15 protein-coding genes are annotated in these 15,152 nt (G+C 74.5%); 10 read left to right on the top strand and 5 right to left on the bottom strand.

The features are described from left to right. Positions 1-140: 140 nt before the first annotated feature. The 5 genes from AB0N76_RS29485 to AB0N76_RS29465 all read left to right on the top strand — a co-directional run bounded on the left by AB0N76_RS29485 (position 141) and on the right by AB0N76_RS29465 (position 6,382). Positions 141-1,172, top strand: a complete 1,032-nt coding sequence (locus tag AB0N76_RS29485) for a LacI family DNA-binding transcriptional regulator (protein ID WP_363562210.1) — start codon at positions 141-143, stop codon at positions 1,170-1,172. Between the two features lie 160 nt (positions 1,173-1,332). Further along, positions 1,333-3,060, top strand: a complete 1,728-nt coding sequence (locus AB0N76_RS29480; protein WP_363562252.1) for a ribulokinase — start codon at positions 1,333-1,335, stop codon at positions 3,058-3,060. Then, a complete protein-coding gene (locus AB0N76_RS29475; protein ID WP_363562208.1) occupies positions 3,057-3,725 on the top strand; it encodes an L-ribulose-5-phosphate 4-epimerase in 669 nt (222 codons plus the stop codon). Before AB0N76_RS29480 ends, AB0N76_RS29475 begins: the two co-directional genes overlap by 4 nt. Before the next feature lie 10 nt (positions 3,726-3,735). After that, entirely contained in the window at positions 3,736-5,244 is a 1,509-nt protein-coding gene (araA, locus tag AB0N76_RS29470; protein ID WP_363562206.1) for an L-arabinose isomerase, read from the top strand. A gap of 187 nt (positions 5,245-5,431) precedes the next feature. After that, on the top strand, positions 5,432-6,382 hold the full coding sequence (locus AB0N76_RS29465) for a glycoside hydrolase family 6 protein (protein ID WP_363562250.1): 951 nt from the start codon (positions 5,432-5,434) through the stop codon (positions 6,380-6,382). A 150-nt stretch (positions 6,383-6,532) separates the two neighbouring features. Here AB0N76_RS29465 and AB0N76_RS29460 read toward each other — a convergent pair whose 3' ends face one another. From AB0N76_RS29460 to AB0N76_RS29445, 4 genes are all read right to left on the bottom strand, one after another. Next, positions 6,533-7,177: an SIMPL domain-containing protein gene (locus AB0N76_RS29460; protein WP_363562204.1), complete on the bottom strand. Its 645-nt coding sequence runs from the start codon at positions 7,175-7,177 to the stop codon at positions 6,533-6,535. Then, positions 7,170-7,856: a transcriptional regulator gene (locus AB0N76_RS29455; RefSeq protein ID WP_363562202.1), complete on the bottom strand. Its 687-nt coding sequence runs from the start codon at positions 7,854-7,856 to the stop codon at positions 7,170-7,172. The genes AB0N76_RS29460 and AB0N76_RS29455 overlap by 8 nt, the downstream gene beginning before the upstream one ends. 121 nt (positions 7,857-7,977) lie before the next feature. Further along, positions 7,978-8,673 (bottom strand): response regulator transcription factor, encoded by a 696-nt coding sequence (locus AB0N76_RS29450; RefSeq protein WP_363562200.1) that lies wholly within the window; start codon positions 8,671-8,673, stop codon positions 7,978-7,980. Then, the gene (locus AB0N76_RS29445; protein ID WP_363562198.1) at positions 8,670-9,980 is read right to left on the bottom strand and encodes a sensor histidine kinase; all 1,311 of its coding nucleotides are present in this window, start codon (positions 9,978-9,980) and stop codon (positions 8,670-8,672) included. The genes AB0N76_RS29450 and AB0N76_RS29445 overlap by 4 nt, the downstream gene beginning before the upstream one ends. Positions 9,981-10,115: 135 nt before the next feature. On the opposite strand from AB0N76_RS29445, the gene AB0N76_RS29440 reads away from it, so the two are divergent. Further along, the gene (locus AB0N76_RS29440) at positions 10,116-11,027 is read left to right on the top strand and encodes an ATP-binding cassette domain-containing protein (RefSeq protein ID WP_363562196.1); all 912 of its coding nucleotides are present in this window, start codon (positions 10,116-10,118) and stop codon (positions 11,025-11,027) included. Beyond that, positions 11,024-11,887, top strand: coding sequence for an ABC transporter permease (locus tag AB0N76_RS29435; RefSeq protein ID WP_363562194.1), 864 nt, complete (start codon positions 11,024-11,026; stop codon positions 11,885-11,887). Before AB0N76_RS29440 ends, AB0N76_RS29435 begins: the two co-directional genes overlap by 4 nt. A 103-nt stretch (positions 11,888-11,990) precedes the next feature. Here the strand turns inward: AB0N76_RS29435 and AB0N76_RS29430 are convergent, their stop codons facing one another. Further along, positions 11,991-12,914: an alcohol dehydrogenase catalytic domain-containing protein gene (locus tag AB0N76_RS29430; RefSeq protein WP_363562192.1), complete on the bottom strand. Its 924-nt coding sequence runs from the start codon at positions 12,912-12,914 to the stop codon at positions 11,991-11,993. Between the two features lie 404 nt (positions 12,915-13,318). Between AB0N76_RS29430 and AB0N76_RS29425 the strand changes: the two genes are divergently transcribed. The 3 genes from AB0N76_RS29425 to AB0N76_RS29415 all read left to right on the top strand — a co-directional run. Then, positions 13,319-13,687, top strand: coding sequence for a helix-turn-helix domain-containing protein (locus tag AB0N76_RS29425; protein ID WP_363562190.1), 369 nt, complete (start codon positions 13,319-13,321; stop codon positions 13,685-13,687). 130 nt (positions 13,688-13,817) lie between these two features. Further along, the gene (locus AB0N76_RS29420; RefSeq protein ID WP_363562188.1) at positions 13,818-14,336 is read left to right on the top strand and encodes a DUF4240 domain-containing protein; all 519 of its coding nucleotides are present in this window, start codon (positions 13,818-13,820) and stop codon (positions 14,334-14,336) included. A gap of 98 nt (positions 14,337-14,434) precedes the next feature. After that, positions 14,435-15,152, top strand: a 718-nt coding sequence (locus AB0N76_RS29415; protein ID WP_363562186.1) for an AAA family ATPase, incomplete at its 3' end; no start/stop codon positions are given.

The following is a 15,152-nucleotide window of genomic DNA, read 5'->3' as shown; positions in this document are numbered from 1 at the left end:
GTTGGCTTCGCGATGGTGGCACAGGCCGGCCGCCGGTAGGGCCGGTGGGAGGAGAAACCACCTGTTGGGCCGAATCGAGGGCGACGGAGCGGCCGGGGCCCGGTCGCGTACTGTGGTGCACGGCCGAGGAGGAACTGCCAGTGGGAACCGATAGCGCCGGGGCGGAACAGCGCCAGCCCGTGATGGCGGACGTGGCGAAGCTGGCGGGCGTCTCCCACCAGACGGTGTCCCGGGTGCTCAACGGCGCCCCGCACGTCCGGCCCGACACCCGTGACCGGGTGCTGGCCGCCATACGGGAACTGGACTACCGGCCCAACTCCGCCGCCCGCGCGCTGGTCACCCGGCGGTCGCAGACGCTCGGGGTGGTCAGCTTCGACTCGACCCTCTACGGCCCCGCCTCGATGCTGGACGGCATCGAGCGCGCCGCCCGCAGCGCCGGGTACTTCGTGAGCGTGACCAGTCTGCGCTCCCTGGACGGACGTTCGGTCCAGGAGGCCGTCGACCGGCTGCGCGACCAGGGGGTGGAGGGCGTCGTGGTGATCGCGCCGCAGACCTCCGCCGTCAGCGCGGTGGCCCGGCTCTCCAGTTCCGTGCCGCTGGTCGCGGTCGGTTCGGGCAGCCGGGCGCGGGTGCCGATGGTGTCGGTGGGCAACCGCGACGGCGCCGGGGAGGCCACCGCGCACCTGCTCCACCTGGGCCACCGCACCGTGCACCACCTGGCGGGGCCGGCCAACTGGCTGGAGAGCCAGGACCGGGAGGAGGGGTGGCGGCTCGCGCTGGGGGCGGCCGGAGCGCCGGTTCCGGAGGTGGAGCGCGGCGACTGGAGCGCCCGCTCCGGGTACCAGGCGGGGCTGCGGATCGCCCGACTGCCCGATGTCACGGCCGTCTTCTGCGCCAACGACCACATGGCGCTCGGGCTGCTGCGCGCCCTGCACGAGGCCGGTCGGTCGGTCCCGGACGAGATCAGCGTGATCGGCTTCGACGACATCCCGGAGGCCGCGTACTTCATACCGCCGCTGACCACGGTGCGGCAGGACTTCGGCGAACTCGGCAGACGGGCGCTGGAACTGCTGGTCGGGGAGCTGGCGGGGGTCGCGCCCTCCTCCGGCCGGGTGCAGATCTCCCCGGAGCTGGTGCTGCGGCGCAGCGTGGGCCCGGCCGTGCGGCGCTGAGCCGGTAACCGGCCCGGTGGCGGGTCCCGCTTGTCGGCCACCCTTGACAGGCCAATTGTGAGCGCTAACAATCTGTGCCGTCGACCCCGCCTCGGGTTGCGGAGCGCACCGGCGGGTGACGTCAACGCAGACCTCCCGTACGAAGGATGAGGACGTGACCGTGATCCCTGCCGTCCACCACGCCCGCCACGCCGACCGGCCCGACCCGCCCGACCCGCCCGACCGGTACGTCGTCGGCGTCGACTTCGGCACCCTCTCCGGCCGCGCGGTGGTCGTCCGGGTCCGGGACGGCGAGGAACTGGGCACCGCCGTCCACGACTACCCGCACGCCGTGGTCGAGCGCGAGCTGCCCGGCACCGGCCGGCCGCTGCCGCCCGACTGGGCGCTGCAGCACCCGGCGGACTGGCGCGAGGTGCTGCGCACCGCCGTCCCGGCCGCGCTCACCGCGGCCGGGGTCGACCCCGGGCAGGTCATCGGCATCGCCACCGACTTCACCGCCTGCACCGTCCTGCCGGTGCTCGCGGACGGCACCCCGCTGGCCGAGACCGCCGAGTGGGCGCCCCGCCCGCACGCCTGGCCCAAGCTCTGGAAGCACCACGCCGCGCAACCCCAGGCGGACCGGATCAACGCGCTGGCCCACGCCCGCGGCGAGCAGTGGATCGCCCGGTACGGCGGCCGGATCTCGGCCGAATGGCAGTACGCCAAGGCGCTGCAGGTGCTGGAGGAGGATCCGGCCGTCTACGCCGCCTGCGAGCGCTGGATCGAGGCCGCCGACTGGATCGTCTGGCAGCTCACCGGCGCCGAGAGCCGCAACACCTGCACGGCCGGCTACAAGGGCATCCACCAGGACGGGAGCTACCCGGGCGAGGACTACCTCGCCGCGCTCCACCCGGACTTCGCCGACTTCGCCCGCACCCGTCTGGAGCACCCGCTCGCCCCGCTCGGCTCCCGGGTCGGCTCGCTCACCGCGTGCGCCGCCGGGTGGACCGGCCTGCCGGAGGGCATCGCGGTCGCCGCTGGCAACGTCGACGCCCACGTCGCCGCCCCGGCCGCCCGCGCCGTCGACGACGGCCGCCTCCTCGCCATCATGGGAACGTCCACCTGCCACGTCGTCAACGGTGCGACGCTCGCCGAGGTCCCCGGCATCTGCGGGGTGGTCGCGGACGGCATCGTCACCGGCTCCTACGGCTACGAGGCCGGCCAGAGCGCCGTCGGCGACATCTTCGCCTGGTGGCTGCGCCAGGGCGTACCCGCCGACTACCTGGCCGAGGCCGAGGCCGCCGGCGAGGACCTGCACCGGCTGCTCAGCCGAAAGGCCGCCGCCCAGCCCGTGGGCGGGCACGGCCTGGTGGCGCTCGACTGGATGAACGGCAACCGCTGCACCCTGGTTGACCACCGCCTGTCGGGCGTGATCGTCGGACTCACCCTCGCCACCCGCCCGGAGGAGGTCTACCGGGCCCTGCTGGAGGCCACCGCCTTCGGCACCAGGGTCATTGTCGAGGCGCTGGAGCGGGGCGGGGTCCCGGTCACCGAGTTCATCGTCACCGGCGGCCTCAAGCGGAACGCCCTGCTGATGCAGATCCACGCCGACGTCCTGCGCCGCCCGGTCTCGGTCGCCGAATCGGAGCAGGGGTCGGCCCTCGGGTCGGCGATCCACGCCGCCGTCGCCGCCGGGGCGTACCCGGACGTCCGGACCGCGTCCGCCGCCATGGGCCGGGTGCACCGGGACGCCTACCGGCCCGACCCGGCCGCCGCCGACGCCTACGACCGGCTCTTCGCCGAGTACCGCGCGCTGCACGACCACTTCGGCCGCGGCGCCGACAAGCTGCTGCACCGCCTGCGCGACATCCGGAACGCCGCCCTCACCACACCGAACGAGGCCTCGTGAACGCCGCCATCGACCTGATCCGCCGCCAGGTGAGCGACCTGCACCGGGAGCTGGTCCGCTACCGACTGGTGGTCTGGACGGCGGGCAACGTCTCCGCCCGCGTCCCCGGCGAGGACCTGCTCGTCATCAAGCCCAGCGGCGTCCCCTACCAGGAGCTGTCGCCCGGGAACATGATCGTCTGCGACCTGGACGGCAACGTCGTCGAGGGCGACCACGCACCCTCCTCCGACACCGCCGCGCACGCCTACGTCTACAGCCACCTTCCCGAGGTCGGCGGCGTCGTCCACACCCACTCCAGCTACGCCGGCGCCTGGGCGGCCCGCGGCGAGGCCGTCCCCTGCGTACTCACCGCGATGGCCGACGAGTTCGGCGCGGAGATCCCGGTCGGCCCGTTCGCCCTGATCGGCGACGACTCGATCGGCCGGGGCATCGTGGACACCCTCCGGGGACACCGCTCGCCCGCCGTCCTGATGCGCAACCACGGCGTGTTCACCATCGGCGCGGACGCGGAGGCCGCCGTGAAGGCCGCCGTGATGTGCGAGGACGTCGCCCGCACCGTCCACCTCGCCCGCCAGCTCGGCGAACCGCTGCCGATCGCCCAGGCGGACATCGACAGCCTCAACCACCGCTACCGGAACGCCTACGGCCAGTCCCGGGCCCGGTGAGGAGCCACCCATGACGAAGCCACTGGAAGGCCGCCGGATCTGGTTCCTGACCGGAAGCCAGGGACTCTACGGCGAGGACACGCTGAGCCGGGTCGCCGAACAGTCCCGGCGGATCGCCGCGACCCTGGACCGCGACCCCGTGCTGCCGGTCGAGATCGTCTGGAAGCCCGTCCTCACCGACGCCGCCGCGATCCGCCGGGTCTGCCTGGAGGCCGAGTCCGCGGACGACTGCATCGGCCTGATCGCCTGGATGCACACCTTCTCCCCGGCGAAGATGTGGATCGCCGGCCTGGACGCCCTGCGGAAGCCACTGCTCCACCTGCACACCCAGGCCGACGTCGAACTGCCCTGGCAGACCATCGACATGGACTTCATGAACCTGAACCAGGCCGCCCACGGCGACCGCGAGTTCGGCTACATCCAGTCCCGCCTCGGGGTGCCGCGCAAGACCGTCGCCGGGCACGTCACCAGCCCGGCCGTGTCCGCCAGGATCGCCGCCTGGGCGCGCGCCGCCGCCGGCCGCGCCGAACTCCGCGGCCTCCGGCTCGCCCGCTTCGGCGACAACATGCGCGAGGTCGCCGTCACCGAGGGCGACAAGATCGAGGCCCAGCGGCGGTTCGGCGTCTCGGTCAACACCTACGGCGTCGACGACCTGGTCACCGCCGTGGACGCGACGGACGAGGGCGAGGTCACCGCGCTGGTCAAGGAGTACGAGGACCGCTACCGCCTCGCGCCCGAGCTGCGCACCGGCGGGGAGCGCCACGCGTCGCTGCGCTACGCGGCCCGGATCGAGCTCGGCCTGCGCGGCTTCCTGGAACAGGGCGGCTTCCAGGCCTTCACCACCAACTTCGAGGACCTCGGCGGGCTGCGCCAACTGCCCGGCCTCGCGGTGCAGCGGCTGATGGCCGACGGCTACGGCTTCGGCGGCGAGGGCGACTGGAAGACCGCCACCATGCTGCGCACCCTCAAGGTGGCCGCCGCCGGACTGGCCGGCGGCACCTCCTTCATGGAGGACTACACCTACCACCTGGAGCCCGGCCGCGAGCTGATCCTCGGCGCGCACATGCTGGAGGTCTGCCCGAGCATCGCGGCCGGCACCCCCTCCTGCGAGATCCACCCGCTGTCCATCGGCGGACGGGAGGACCCGGTCCGCCTGGTCTTCGACGCCGAGCCGGGCCCGGCGGTCGTGGTCGGCCTCGCCGACCTCGGCGACCGCTTCCGGCTGGTCGCGAACGAGGTGGACGTGGTCGCGCCGCCGGCGCCGCTGCCCCGCCTGCCCGTCGCCCGCGCGGTCTGGCAGCCGCGCCCCGACTTCCGCACCTCCACCGAGGCCTGGCTGACGGCCGGCGGGCCGCACCACACCGTGCTCTCCGGCGCGGTCGGCACCGAGGAACTGGAGGACCTCGCCGGGATGCTCGCCGTGGAGCTGCTGGTGATCGACGACGACACGGACATCCGCCGGTTCGCCAGGGAACTGCGCTGGAACCAGGCCTACCACCGCCTGGCCCAGGGGCTCTGAGCCCTCGTCGGCACGACCGGATCGCCGCCCGTCCGGCGGGCGCGGCCCGGTCCCCATGGTCCCGGTGAGGAACGGAGCGGTACCGTCCCGGAGGACGCACCCCGACCGTCACCGTCCACGAACTCCCTCCGACCCCCACATCAGCACCGAAGGGACCCCCGTGAACCGATCGATCCGTCGGCTCGCCCTGCTCCTGACCCCCGCGCTGACCGCCCTCGCGGCCGTCGCCCAGCCCTCGACCGCCCACGCCGCCGGGCCGGTCACCACCCTGACCGACGGCTTCTACGTGGACCCCGACTCCACCGCGCAGCAGTGGATCGACGCCCACCGCGCCGACGGCCGCGCCGGCGCGATCCAGTCGTCGATCGCCGACGTGCCGACGGCGCGCTGGTTCGGCAACTGGAGCGGTGCCATCGGCACGGCGACCGGCGCCTACACCGGTGCGGCCGCCGCCAAGGGCAGGCTGCCGATCCTGGTGGCCTACAACATCCCCGACCGGGACATCTGCGCCGGCCAGTCCGGCGGTGGGGCGGGCAGCCCCGCCGAGTACGCCACCTGGATCGCCGCCTTCGCCGGCGGCATCGGCAGCCGGCCGGCGGTGGTCGTCCTGGAGCCCGACGCGCTCGGCGGCGAGAGCTGCATGACCCCCGCCCAGACCGCCGTGCGCAACGCGATGCTGCGCAACGCCGTCGCGCAGTTCAAGGCCAAGGCGCCGAACACCCTGCTGTACCTGGACGCCGGCAATCCCGCCTGGGTCGGCGCCGACACCATGGCCCGGCGCCTGGTCGACGCCGGGGTGGGCGGGGCCCACGGGTTCTCGCTGAACGTGTCCAACTTCCTCCCCACCACGCAGAACACGGCGTACGGCAACGCCGTCAACGCGGTGCTGCGCTCGACGAAGGGGTACACCAAGCCGTTCGTCGTCGACACCAGCCGCAACGGCAACGGTTCCGATGGCACGTGGTGCAACCCGCCCGGGCGGCGGATCGGCACGCCCACCCGGTGGGGCGGGGGCGCCGAGATGCTGTTGTGGATCAAGGCGCCGGGCGAGTCCGACGGCAACTGCGGCACCGGCGCGGGATCGAGTGGCGGTCAGTTCCTGCCGGAGGTCGCCTACAAGCTGATCTACGGCTACTGACGGCTGCCGCCCGCCGTCCGTCCGTCATCCGTCCGTCGTCCGCTTGCCGTCCGTCCGCTGCCGGGCGAACGGCGACGGCCCGCACCGCCTCGCGAGATGAGGTGGTGCGGGCCGTCGTAGGCCGTGACCGGCTGTGGGTTCAGCCGTAGGTCAGCCGTGGATCAGCGAGAAGCCGAGCAGCACGCCCGCCGAGACGCGGATCGAGCCCGGCGCGAGGTCGTTCTCGCTGTCGCCGCCGCCCCCGCCGTGGCTCCGGTAGCGGGCGATCGGCTCCGAGTCGACGTCCTTGATGTGGACGACCGGGCCGAGCCGCACCCCGGCGGCCTCGGCGTACAGCTCCGCCTTCTCCCGGGCGGCCGCGACGGCGGCCCGGCGGGCCTCGGCGCGCAGCTCGCGCTTGGTGGTGACGTCGAAGTCCACGCCGTCCACCTGGTTGGCTCCCGCGTCCACGACGTCGACCAGCACCTGCTCCAGCAGGTCGAGTTCGCGCAGCTCGATGGCGAACGCGGCGGTGCACTCGTAGCCGAGGAAGGTGCGCTCGTTGCCCTTGTAGACCCACTCGGATTCGAGGGTGAGGCGGGAGGTCGACACCGCGCCGTCCGGCACGCCGTGACCGCGCAGCACCTCGCGCACCCGGTTGACGGCGGCCCGGGTCTCCGCGAACGCCTCGGCGGGCTTGGGCCGGGTCTCGGTGATGCGTACCTTCAGCCGGGCGAGGTCGGGGGTGGCCGAGACGTCGGCGGCGCCGAAGACGGAGACGCCCCACGGAGAATCGATGGACTGAGTGTCATACATTCCGCTCATCCAACCAGTCGCCCGGGAGTTCGGCGAGGGATTTCCAGAAGAGCTGTTCGTATGCCTGCAGCAGGCGGCCGTACTCGCGGGCGGCGTCGAGTTCCGGCGCGGTGAGGCCGCCCGGTCCGATCGCCTCGGCGGCTGCCCGTTCCAGCGCGGTGGCGGGCTGGGCGAAGAAGTCGAAGAACGCGCAGGCCTCCTCCCCGAGGCCGTGGAACCGCCGGAGCGCCCCGGCCAGCGTCGCGCAGTAGCCGCCCCAGGCCGCGAAGTTGGCGACCAGCGCGCCCGCCACGGCGGTCGGCTGTCCGTTCAGTGCCAGCCAGGCGAGGTACGCCGGGTAGGCCTGGCAGCCCGGCAGCGGTGGACGGGCGGCCGCCTCCTCCGGTGACAGCCCGCAGGCGGTGGCGAGGGCGGGCAGGGTGCGCAGCGCGGCGCTCTCGCCGTCGGCGAGCCCGGCGAACCACGCGCCGAGCGGCGTGTCGGCGCGGCGGGTGGCGAGCAGCAGCAGGCTGCGCCGGTCGGAGGTGATGATCCGCCGCTGTTGCGCGGCCAGTTCGGCGAGCACACCGAGGCGTCCGCGCCCGGTCGCGAAGGCCGCCACCAGGGTGGGCGGCCGTTCGTCCTCGGGGGCCAACTCGGCGCGCAGGTCCTGTAGTTGCTGTTCGGTGCGGTCGTCCATCGGTGCTCCTGGTCCTCCGCGCGTCGGGTGTTCCGGCCCCCGTACCCATTCCTACCGCGCCCGGCGCCGGCCGACGCGGACCCCGGGCCGTTCGGGGGGCCGGGCGGGGCGGGCGCGGCGTTCAACGGGGAAACGGGACCAGGCCGGACTCGTAGGCGAGGATGACCAGCTGGACCCGGTCGCGGGCGTCGAGCTTCGCGAGCAGGCGGGTCATGTAGGTCTTGACGGTGGCCGTGCTCAGGACCAGGTGGGCGGCGATCTCCGGGTTGGACAGGCCGCGTCCGACCAGGGTGAGGATCTCGCGTTCGCGCTCGGTGATGCCGTCCAGGGGGCGCGGCGCCGGGGCGGTCCGGCCGGGATCGGGATCGGCGCCGGGGGCCGGGCGGGCGGCGAACTCGGCGATCAGGCGGCGGGTGACGGCCGGCGCGATGAGGGCGTCACCGGCGGCGACCACCCGGATCGCGGCGAGGATGTCGTCCAGGGCCATGTCCTTGACGAGGAAGCCGGACGCGCCCGCGCGCAGGGCGGCGTAGACGTTCTCGTCCTCGTCGAAGGTGGTGAGCACCACGACGCGGGTGACCGATTGCGGGTCCTGGCCCGGCGCCGTGAGCAGGCGGGTGGCCTCGATGCCGTCCATGACGGGCATCCGGATGTCCATCACCACCACGTCGGGGCGCAGTTCGCCGGCCAGCCGGACGGCCTCGGCGCCGGTCCCGGCCTCGCCGACCACCGTCAGGTCGGGGGCTTCGGTGATGACCATCTCCAGTGCCGCCCGGACGAGCGGCTGGTCGTCGGCCAGCAGGACGCGGACGGTCATCGGGTCACCCCGGCGGCCCCGGCGGCGACCCCGACAGAGGCCGCGGTGGCGGCCCCAGCAGAGGCCCCGGCGGCGGTCAGTGGCAGGTGGGCGGCGACGCGGAAGCCGCCGTCGGGCCGGGGGCCGGCGGCGAACTCGCCGTCCAGCAGGGCGACCCGCTCGCGCAGGCCCAGCAGGCCGTGGCCGGTGCCGCTGCCGCCGCTGTCGGCGGTGCCCCGGCCGCGGTCGGTGACCTCGATGGACAGCCGGTCGGCGCGCCGGTGGTCGACCGTCACCCGGCAGTCGGAGGTGGCGGCGTGGCGGACCACGTTGGCCACCGACTCCTGGATGATCCGGAAGGCCGCCAGGTCCACCTCCGGTGGCAGCGGGGGCTGCTCGCCGTGCCGCCGGACGTCGACCCGGACGCCGGCGGCGGTGGTCGCGGCGGCCAGCCGGTCGAGGTCGGCCAGGCCGGGCGGGCGGTGGGCTGGCAGGTCGGGGGTCGATGGGCTTTGGTCGGCCTGGCGGAGCGCGCCGAGCATCCGGCGCAGGCCGGCCAGGGTCTCGCGGCCGGCCGCCTCGATCTCGCCCAGCGCCTCCCGGGCCCGGTCCGGCCGGGTGTCGATGACCCGGCGGGCCGCGCCGGCCTGGAGGGCGACGATGCCGATGCTGTGCGCCACCGTGTCGTGCATCTCGCGGGCGATCCGCAGCCGTTCGGCGGTGACCGCCTGTTCGGCCGCCCGGGCGCTCAACGCCTCGGCGTGCTCGCGGGACTGGCGCGCCGAGCGGCCGACCAGCCAGGCGATGACGGTGACCAGGATGCCCGCGTCCGAGGCGCCGAGCCGGGTGCCGGTGAGCAGCAGGCCGCCGCCGAGGGCGGGGGCGAGCACCAGGTGGAGGGTCAGCACGCCGAGCACCATGCCCAGGGCGACGCGCGCGGTTCGGCGCGGTTCGGCCGCGGTGACCAGGCAGAGCGCGGTGGCGACGGCGAGCAGCGCGGTCGGCGGGAGCGCGACCTCCCAGCGCAGGGCCGTGGTCCGGGCGACGGTGGCGGCGAGCAGCAGACCGGTGGCGAGCAGCGGCCGGCGGCGCAGCAGGGCGGCGGCGAGGAGGGCGACGGGGGTGGTCGCGGCGGTGGTGGCCCAGTCCGGCGCGGGCATGGTGAGGTCGTGGGGTCCGTGCGGGCCGGGGTCCGGCCGGGTGTCGGGCAGGACGGCGGGGTACGCCACCGAGGCGCACCAGGCGAGCGCCGTCCACGCGCCGGGCGGCACCCGCCTCAGCCGGGGCGGCAGGGGCAGCGGAAGGGGCGGAGGCGGTGTCGCGGGCATGCGGTGATCGTAACGAGGGCCCGTTCGCCGCGGCATCGGACCACGGTCGTACAGCCAGGGGTGACACCGGGCCGTGAGCGGGTGTCAGCCCTGGTCGGATGCCCTGCCGGGGGCGCGGCGGGCACTGTTGAGCACATGATCGAAGTCCACCAGTTGACCAAACGCTACGGCCGGACCACGGCGGTCCGCGACCTCTCCTTCACCGTCCGGCCAGGCCATGTCACCGGCTTCCTCGGCCCGAACGGGGCGGGCAAGAGCACCACCCTGCGGCTGATCCTGGGGCTGAACGAGCCCACGGCCGGCACCGCCACCGTCGGCGGCCGCCGGTTCCGGGACCGGCCGCGCGGTCTGCGGCACGTCGGCGCACTGCTCGACGCGGGCGACGTCCACGGCGGGCGCAGCGGCCGGGCCCACCTGCGGGCGCTGGCCCGTTCCAACGCCCTCCCGCCGGGCCGGGTGGAGGAGGTGCTGGCGGAGGTCGGGCTGGCGAAGGCGGCCGGGCGGCGGATCGGCGGGTACTCGCTCGGGATGAAGCAGCGGCTCGGCATCGCGGGCGCCCTGCTCGGCGACCCGCCGGTGCTGGTCTTCGACGAGCCGCTCAACGGGCTGGACCCGGAGGGCGTGCACTGGGTGCGGAACCTGTTCCGGCGGCTGGCAGCCGAGGGACGGACGGTGTTCGTCTCCAGCCATCTGATGAGCGAGATGGCGCACACGGCGGACCGGCTGGTGGTGATCGGCCGGGGCGAACTGATCGCGGCCGAGAGCGTGGCGGAGTTCGCCGCCCGGGGAACCCGGTCGGGCGTGACCGTCCGTGCGAGCGAACCGGACCGCCTGGCAGGGGTGTTGGCGGCCGCGGGCGGCACGGTGAGCCCGGACGGTGACGGAGCGCTGAGCGTCACCGGACTGGACGCGGCCGCCGTTGGCGCGCTCGCCCTCGAACACGGCGTTCTGCTGCAGGAGTTGACCGCCGGGAGCGCCTCGCTGGAGCAGGCCTTCATGGAACTCACCGCCGACCGCGTCGACCACCTCGCAGGAGACCCGCGATGACCACGACGACGATGACCACGACGACGATGACCACGACCACCCCGTCCGACATCGATCCCCGGCCGCGCTTCGGCGACCTGCTCGCCGCCGAGTGGATCCGGTTCCGGTCGCTGCGCTCGCTGCCGTGGGTGCTCGGGGTGAGCGCCCTGATCCTGATCGGCGTCAACCTCAACGCCGCGCTGTACACCTACCGCCACACCGAGCCGGGCGGTCCGCCCCCGGGCTCCGACTACGTCAGCGTGGCGCTGAGCACCGCGTTCACCACGATGTCCGCGAGCATCCTGATGCTCGTCGCGGGCGGGGTCGGCGCGGCCGTGATCGTCGGCGAGTACGCGACGGGCATGATCCGCACCACCCTGACGGCCGTCCCCGACCGCCGCGCGCTGCTGCTCGCGAAGGCGACTGTGCTGACGGGCGTCATGCTCGGGTACGGAGCTCTCGCCTCGGGAGTGTCGTTCGGCGTCGGCCAGGCGCTGCTGGGGCGGCGGCACGTGGGTGTGTCGATCACCGAGCCGGGTGTGGCGCGGGCGGTCGCGGCGGCCGCCCTGCTGGCGCCGGTCTGCGCGCTCGTCGGTTTCGGCCTGGGGGTGCTGATCCGGCACAGCGCGGGGACCGTGGTCACCATGGTGCTGGTGCTGTTCCTGCTGCCGTCCTCCTTCAACGAGAACCACCGCTGGTCGGCCGCGATCACGCACGCGATGCCGTACACCGCCTGGCGGCGGCTGTCGAAGGTCGACCTGACGCACACGCTGGTCCCGCCGTACCCGGCGACGGTGGCCGGGTCGTGGCTCGCCTTCGCGGGCTGCGCGGCGGTGTCGGTGCTGGTCGCGACGGTGGTCATGCACCGCCGGGACCTCTGAGCGTGCCGCCGCGACCGCTGAGCGCGCCGGTGTGGGCCGGCGGTGACGGCCGCCGGCCCGCCGGACGGTCCGCGTCGGCGTCGGCGTCGGCGTCGAGCCGAGCTCAGACGGTCACGCCGACCTTCCCGAGCGTCCCGGCACCGAACTCTGCGAGGGCCTGCGGGACTTCGGCCAGCGGGTACCGCCGCCCGAGCGGCACCCGGAGCCGGCCCGCGACGACGGCCTCGGCGAGCGCGGCCAGGGTGGCCGGGGACGGGTCGGCCAGTACGGCGGTGGCCTCGATGTCCGACGCCTCCGCCGGGACGTGGTGCAGCGTGGAGGCGAACCGTCCGCCGGCGGCGACCAGCCCGGCGACGGCCGCGCCGTCACCCGCGAGGTGCAGGGCGGCGTGGACGCCGGCGGGCGCGAGGGCCCGGACCTGGGCGGCCAGGTCGCCGTCCGGGTCGACGGTGTGGGTGGCGCCGTGTGCGGTCACGAACGCGGCCTCGGCGCCCGGGCGGGCGGTGGCGATGACGGCGGCACCGCGCGCGGCGGCCAGTTGGGTAGCGTACCCGCCGACGCCGCCGGTCGCGCCGACGACCAGCACGGTCTCGCCCTCGGTGGGCGCGACCGCGTCGACCGCGTCGTGGGCCGCCGTCCCGGCGAGGCCGAGCGCGGCGGCGAGTTGGGGGTCGAGCCCGGCGGGGATCGGCGCGATGCCCTGGTCGGCGGGAACGGCCACGTACTCGGCGAAGCCGCCCTGCCCGAGGGTCGGGCGCAGCACGACGCCGAAGACGGCCTGGCCGACGGTGAAGTGGTCGACGCCCGCGCCGAGTTCGGCGACGACGCCGGCGAAGTCCCTGCCGAGCACGACCGGGAACTCGTACGCGAACACGCCCTTCAGGTGGCCGCCCAGGACACCGAGGTCGAAGCCGTTGAGCGAGGAGGCGTGCACCTCGACCAGCACCTCGCCGGGGCCGGGCTCGGGGACGGGCAGGTCGGTGAGGGCGGCGGGCTGATCGAAGGCGGGGAAGGAGATGGCGCGCATGTCAACTGTCCTTCTGTGTCGAGGAGTCGAGGGTCTCAGGAGGTCCGGGTGGTGGCCTGCCGCCAGGAGGCGGTCAGGGCGGTGGTGACGACGGCGAGTTCGGCCTCGTCGCGCGGGGCGTGGAGCATCACGATGGTGTCCGGCCACTCCGGGCGCCGGCTGATCGGGTGCGGCTCCGCCCAGCCCGCCTCGACGAGCGGCGGGGCGGGGTCAGGAGGTTCAGGGGGGCGGTGGGAACCGGGTCTACGGGCATGGGGTGTCCAAGCGGGGGAGAGGGGAGGGGAACAGCACGGTGGAAGCCGCATCATCTGTGCGCTGGTTACTTCTTGTGCGCGGAACCGAGTCTGATCGACAATGCGCGGGTGACGGAAGAAGGCACTTCGGCCCGCGTACCGAACACGGATGTGCGTGACCCGTTGGAGGTCGAGGTGTCGACCTGCGAGCTGCGGGACGTCCTGGACCGGGTGGGTGACAAGTGGAGCGTGCTGGTCATGGACCTGCTCGGCGCCGGCCCGCGGCGCTACTCCGAACTCCAGCGCGCCATCGACGGCATCTCCCAGCGGATGCTCACCCTGACGCTGCGCAGCCTGGAGCGCGACGGGCTGGTGACCAGGACCGTCACCCCGACCTCCCCGCCCCGCGTCGACTACACCCTGACCCCGGCCGGGCGGACGCTCGCCGTCGAGGTGGGTTCGCTGATCCGCTGGGCGCAGCAGCACCGCAGCTACGTCGCGGCCTCCCGCCGGGAGTACGACGGGCGGCGGGAGCGGTAGGGCGAGAGAGCGGTAGGGCGCCGCCGTTGTCAGTGCCGCGTGCCACGCTGTGACCGCACAGCACGACCAAGCACCAAGCACCACGTACGAAGCACCAAGCACCACGTACGAAGCACGAAGGCGGAGCGGGATGAGCACGATCGACGACGGGGCGGACGCCGCCGAGCTGCCCTGGGAGCGGTTCTGGCAGCTGATCGACCTGCTCGGCGGCGAGGCCGCCGGCACCAGCTGCGCCGGCTTCGCGTCCGGCTGCGAGCGGCTCGGCGCGGCGCTCGCCGCCGGATCGGTCACGGAGATCGTCGGCTTCGGCGAGCGGCTGGCCGAGGCCCTGTACCGGCTCGACCGTGAGGAGTACGGCACCCAGCGGTGCCCGGACCCGGACGAGCCGGACGGCGAGCCCCTGCCGCTCACCGACGACGGGTTCCTCTACGCGCGCGCCGCCGCGGTCGCTGCCGGGCGGGCCGGCTACGAGAGCGTGCTGGCCGACCCGGACCGCTTCGCGCCGTACGCCGCCCAGTGGGGCGAGGAGCTGCTGTACGTTCACGAAGAGGCCTACGAGGAGGTGACGGGGGAGGAGTGGGACATCGACACCCGGTACGACTTCGAGTCCTGCGCCAACCGGGAAGGGTGGCCCAGCCTCGCGCACTGAACCCGAGCGCAGCTCCGCCCGGCGGTCCGACCGGCGCTCCACGCCCGACGGAAACCCGCTGGTGACGGCGGGTGCGGCCACCGTAGACTCCGGTGCTCGTGACCCACATCAGCACCTCACCCGCCGTCCACGGGACGCCCGCGACCGCGCCGCACTCCGACGCCGACCTGATCGCCGCCGCCGTGGCCGCCGCCGGGCAGGGCATGATCGATCGTGAGACGGTGGCCGAGGTGGTGGCGCTCTGCGCGGTCGCCGGGGAGCACCTGCTGGTCGTCGGCCCGCCCGGCACCGCCAAGTCCGAGGCCGTGCGCCGGGTCGCCGGACAGCTCGGCGGCCGCTACTTCGAGTACCTGCTCGGCCGGTTCACCGAACCCAACGAGCTGTTCGGCCCGGTCGACCTGCGCAGCCTGCGCGAGGGCCGGGTCGAGTTCGAGACCGCCGGCATGCTGCCCGAGGCCGACATCGCCTTCCTCGACGAGGTCTTCCTCGGTTCCACGGCCGTCCTCAACACCCTGCTCGGCCTGCTCAACGAGCGCGTCTTCCGGCGCGGCGGCACCGTCCTCGCCAGCCCGCTGCGGGTCTGCGTCGGCGCCGCCAACCACCTGCCCGAGGATCCGGCGCTCGCCGCCTTCGCCGACCGCTTCCTGGCCCGGGTCTTCGTCGAACCGGTCGCCGACGCCCGGCTGGAGGAGCTGCTGGAGGCCGGCCGCCGACCGGCCGTCGCCCCCGCCGTCCGCTCCACCGACCTGCTCGGCGCCCTCGACCGGCTCGCGGCCGCCGCCCGCGCCTGCGAGCTCGACCAGGTCACCCCGCTGC

Source organism: Kitasatospora sp. NPDC093806 (genome assembly GCF_040683335.1).
GTDB lineage: Bacteria > Actinomycetota > Actinomycetes > Streptomycetales > Streptomycetaceae > Kitasatospora.
The sequence above is the reverse complement of the archived record's forward strand: the minus strand, read 5'-3'. Positions and strand labels throughout refer to the sequence as shown.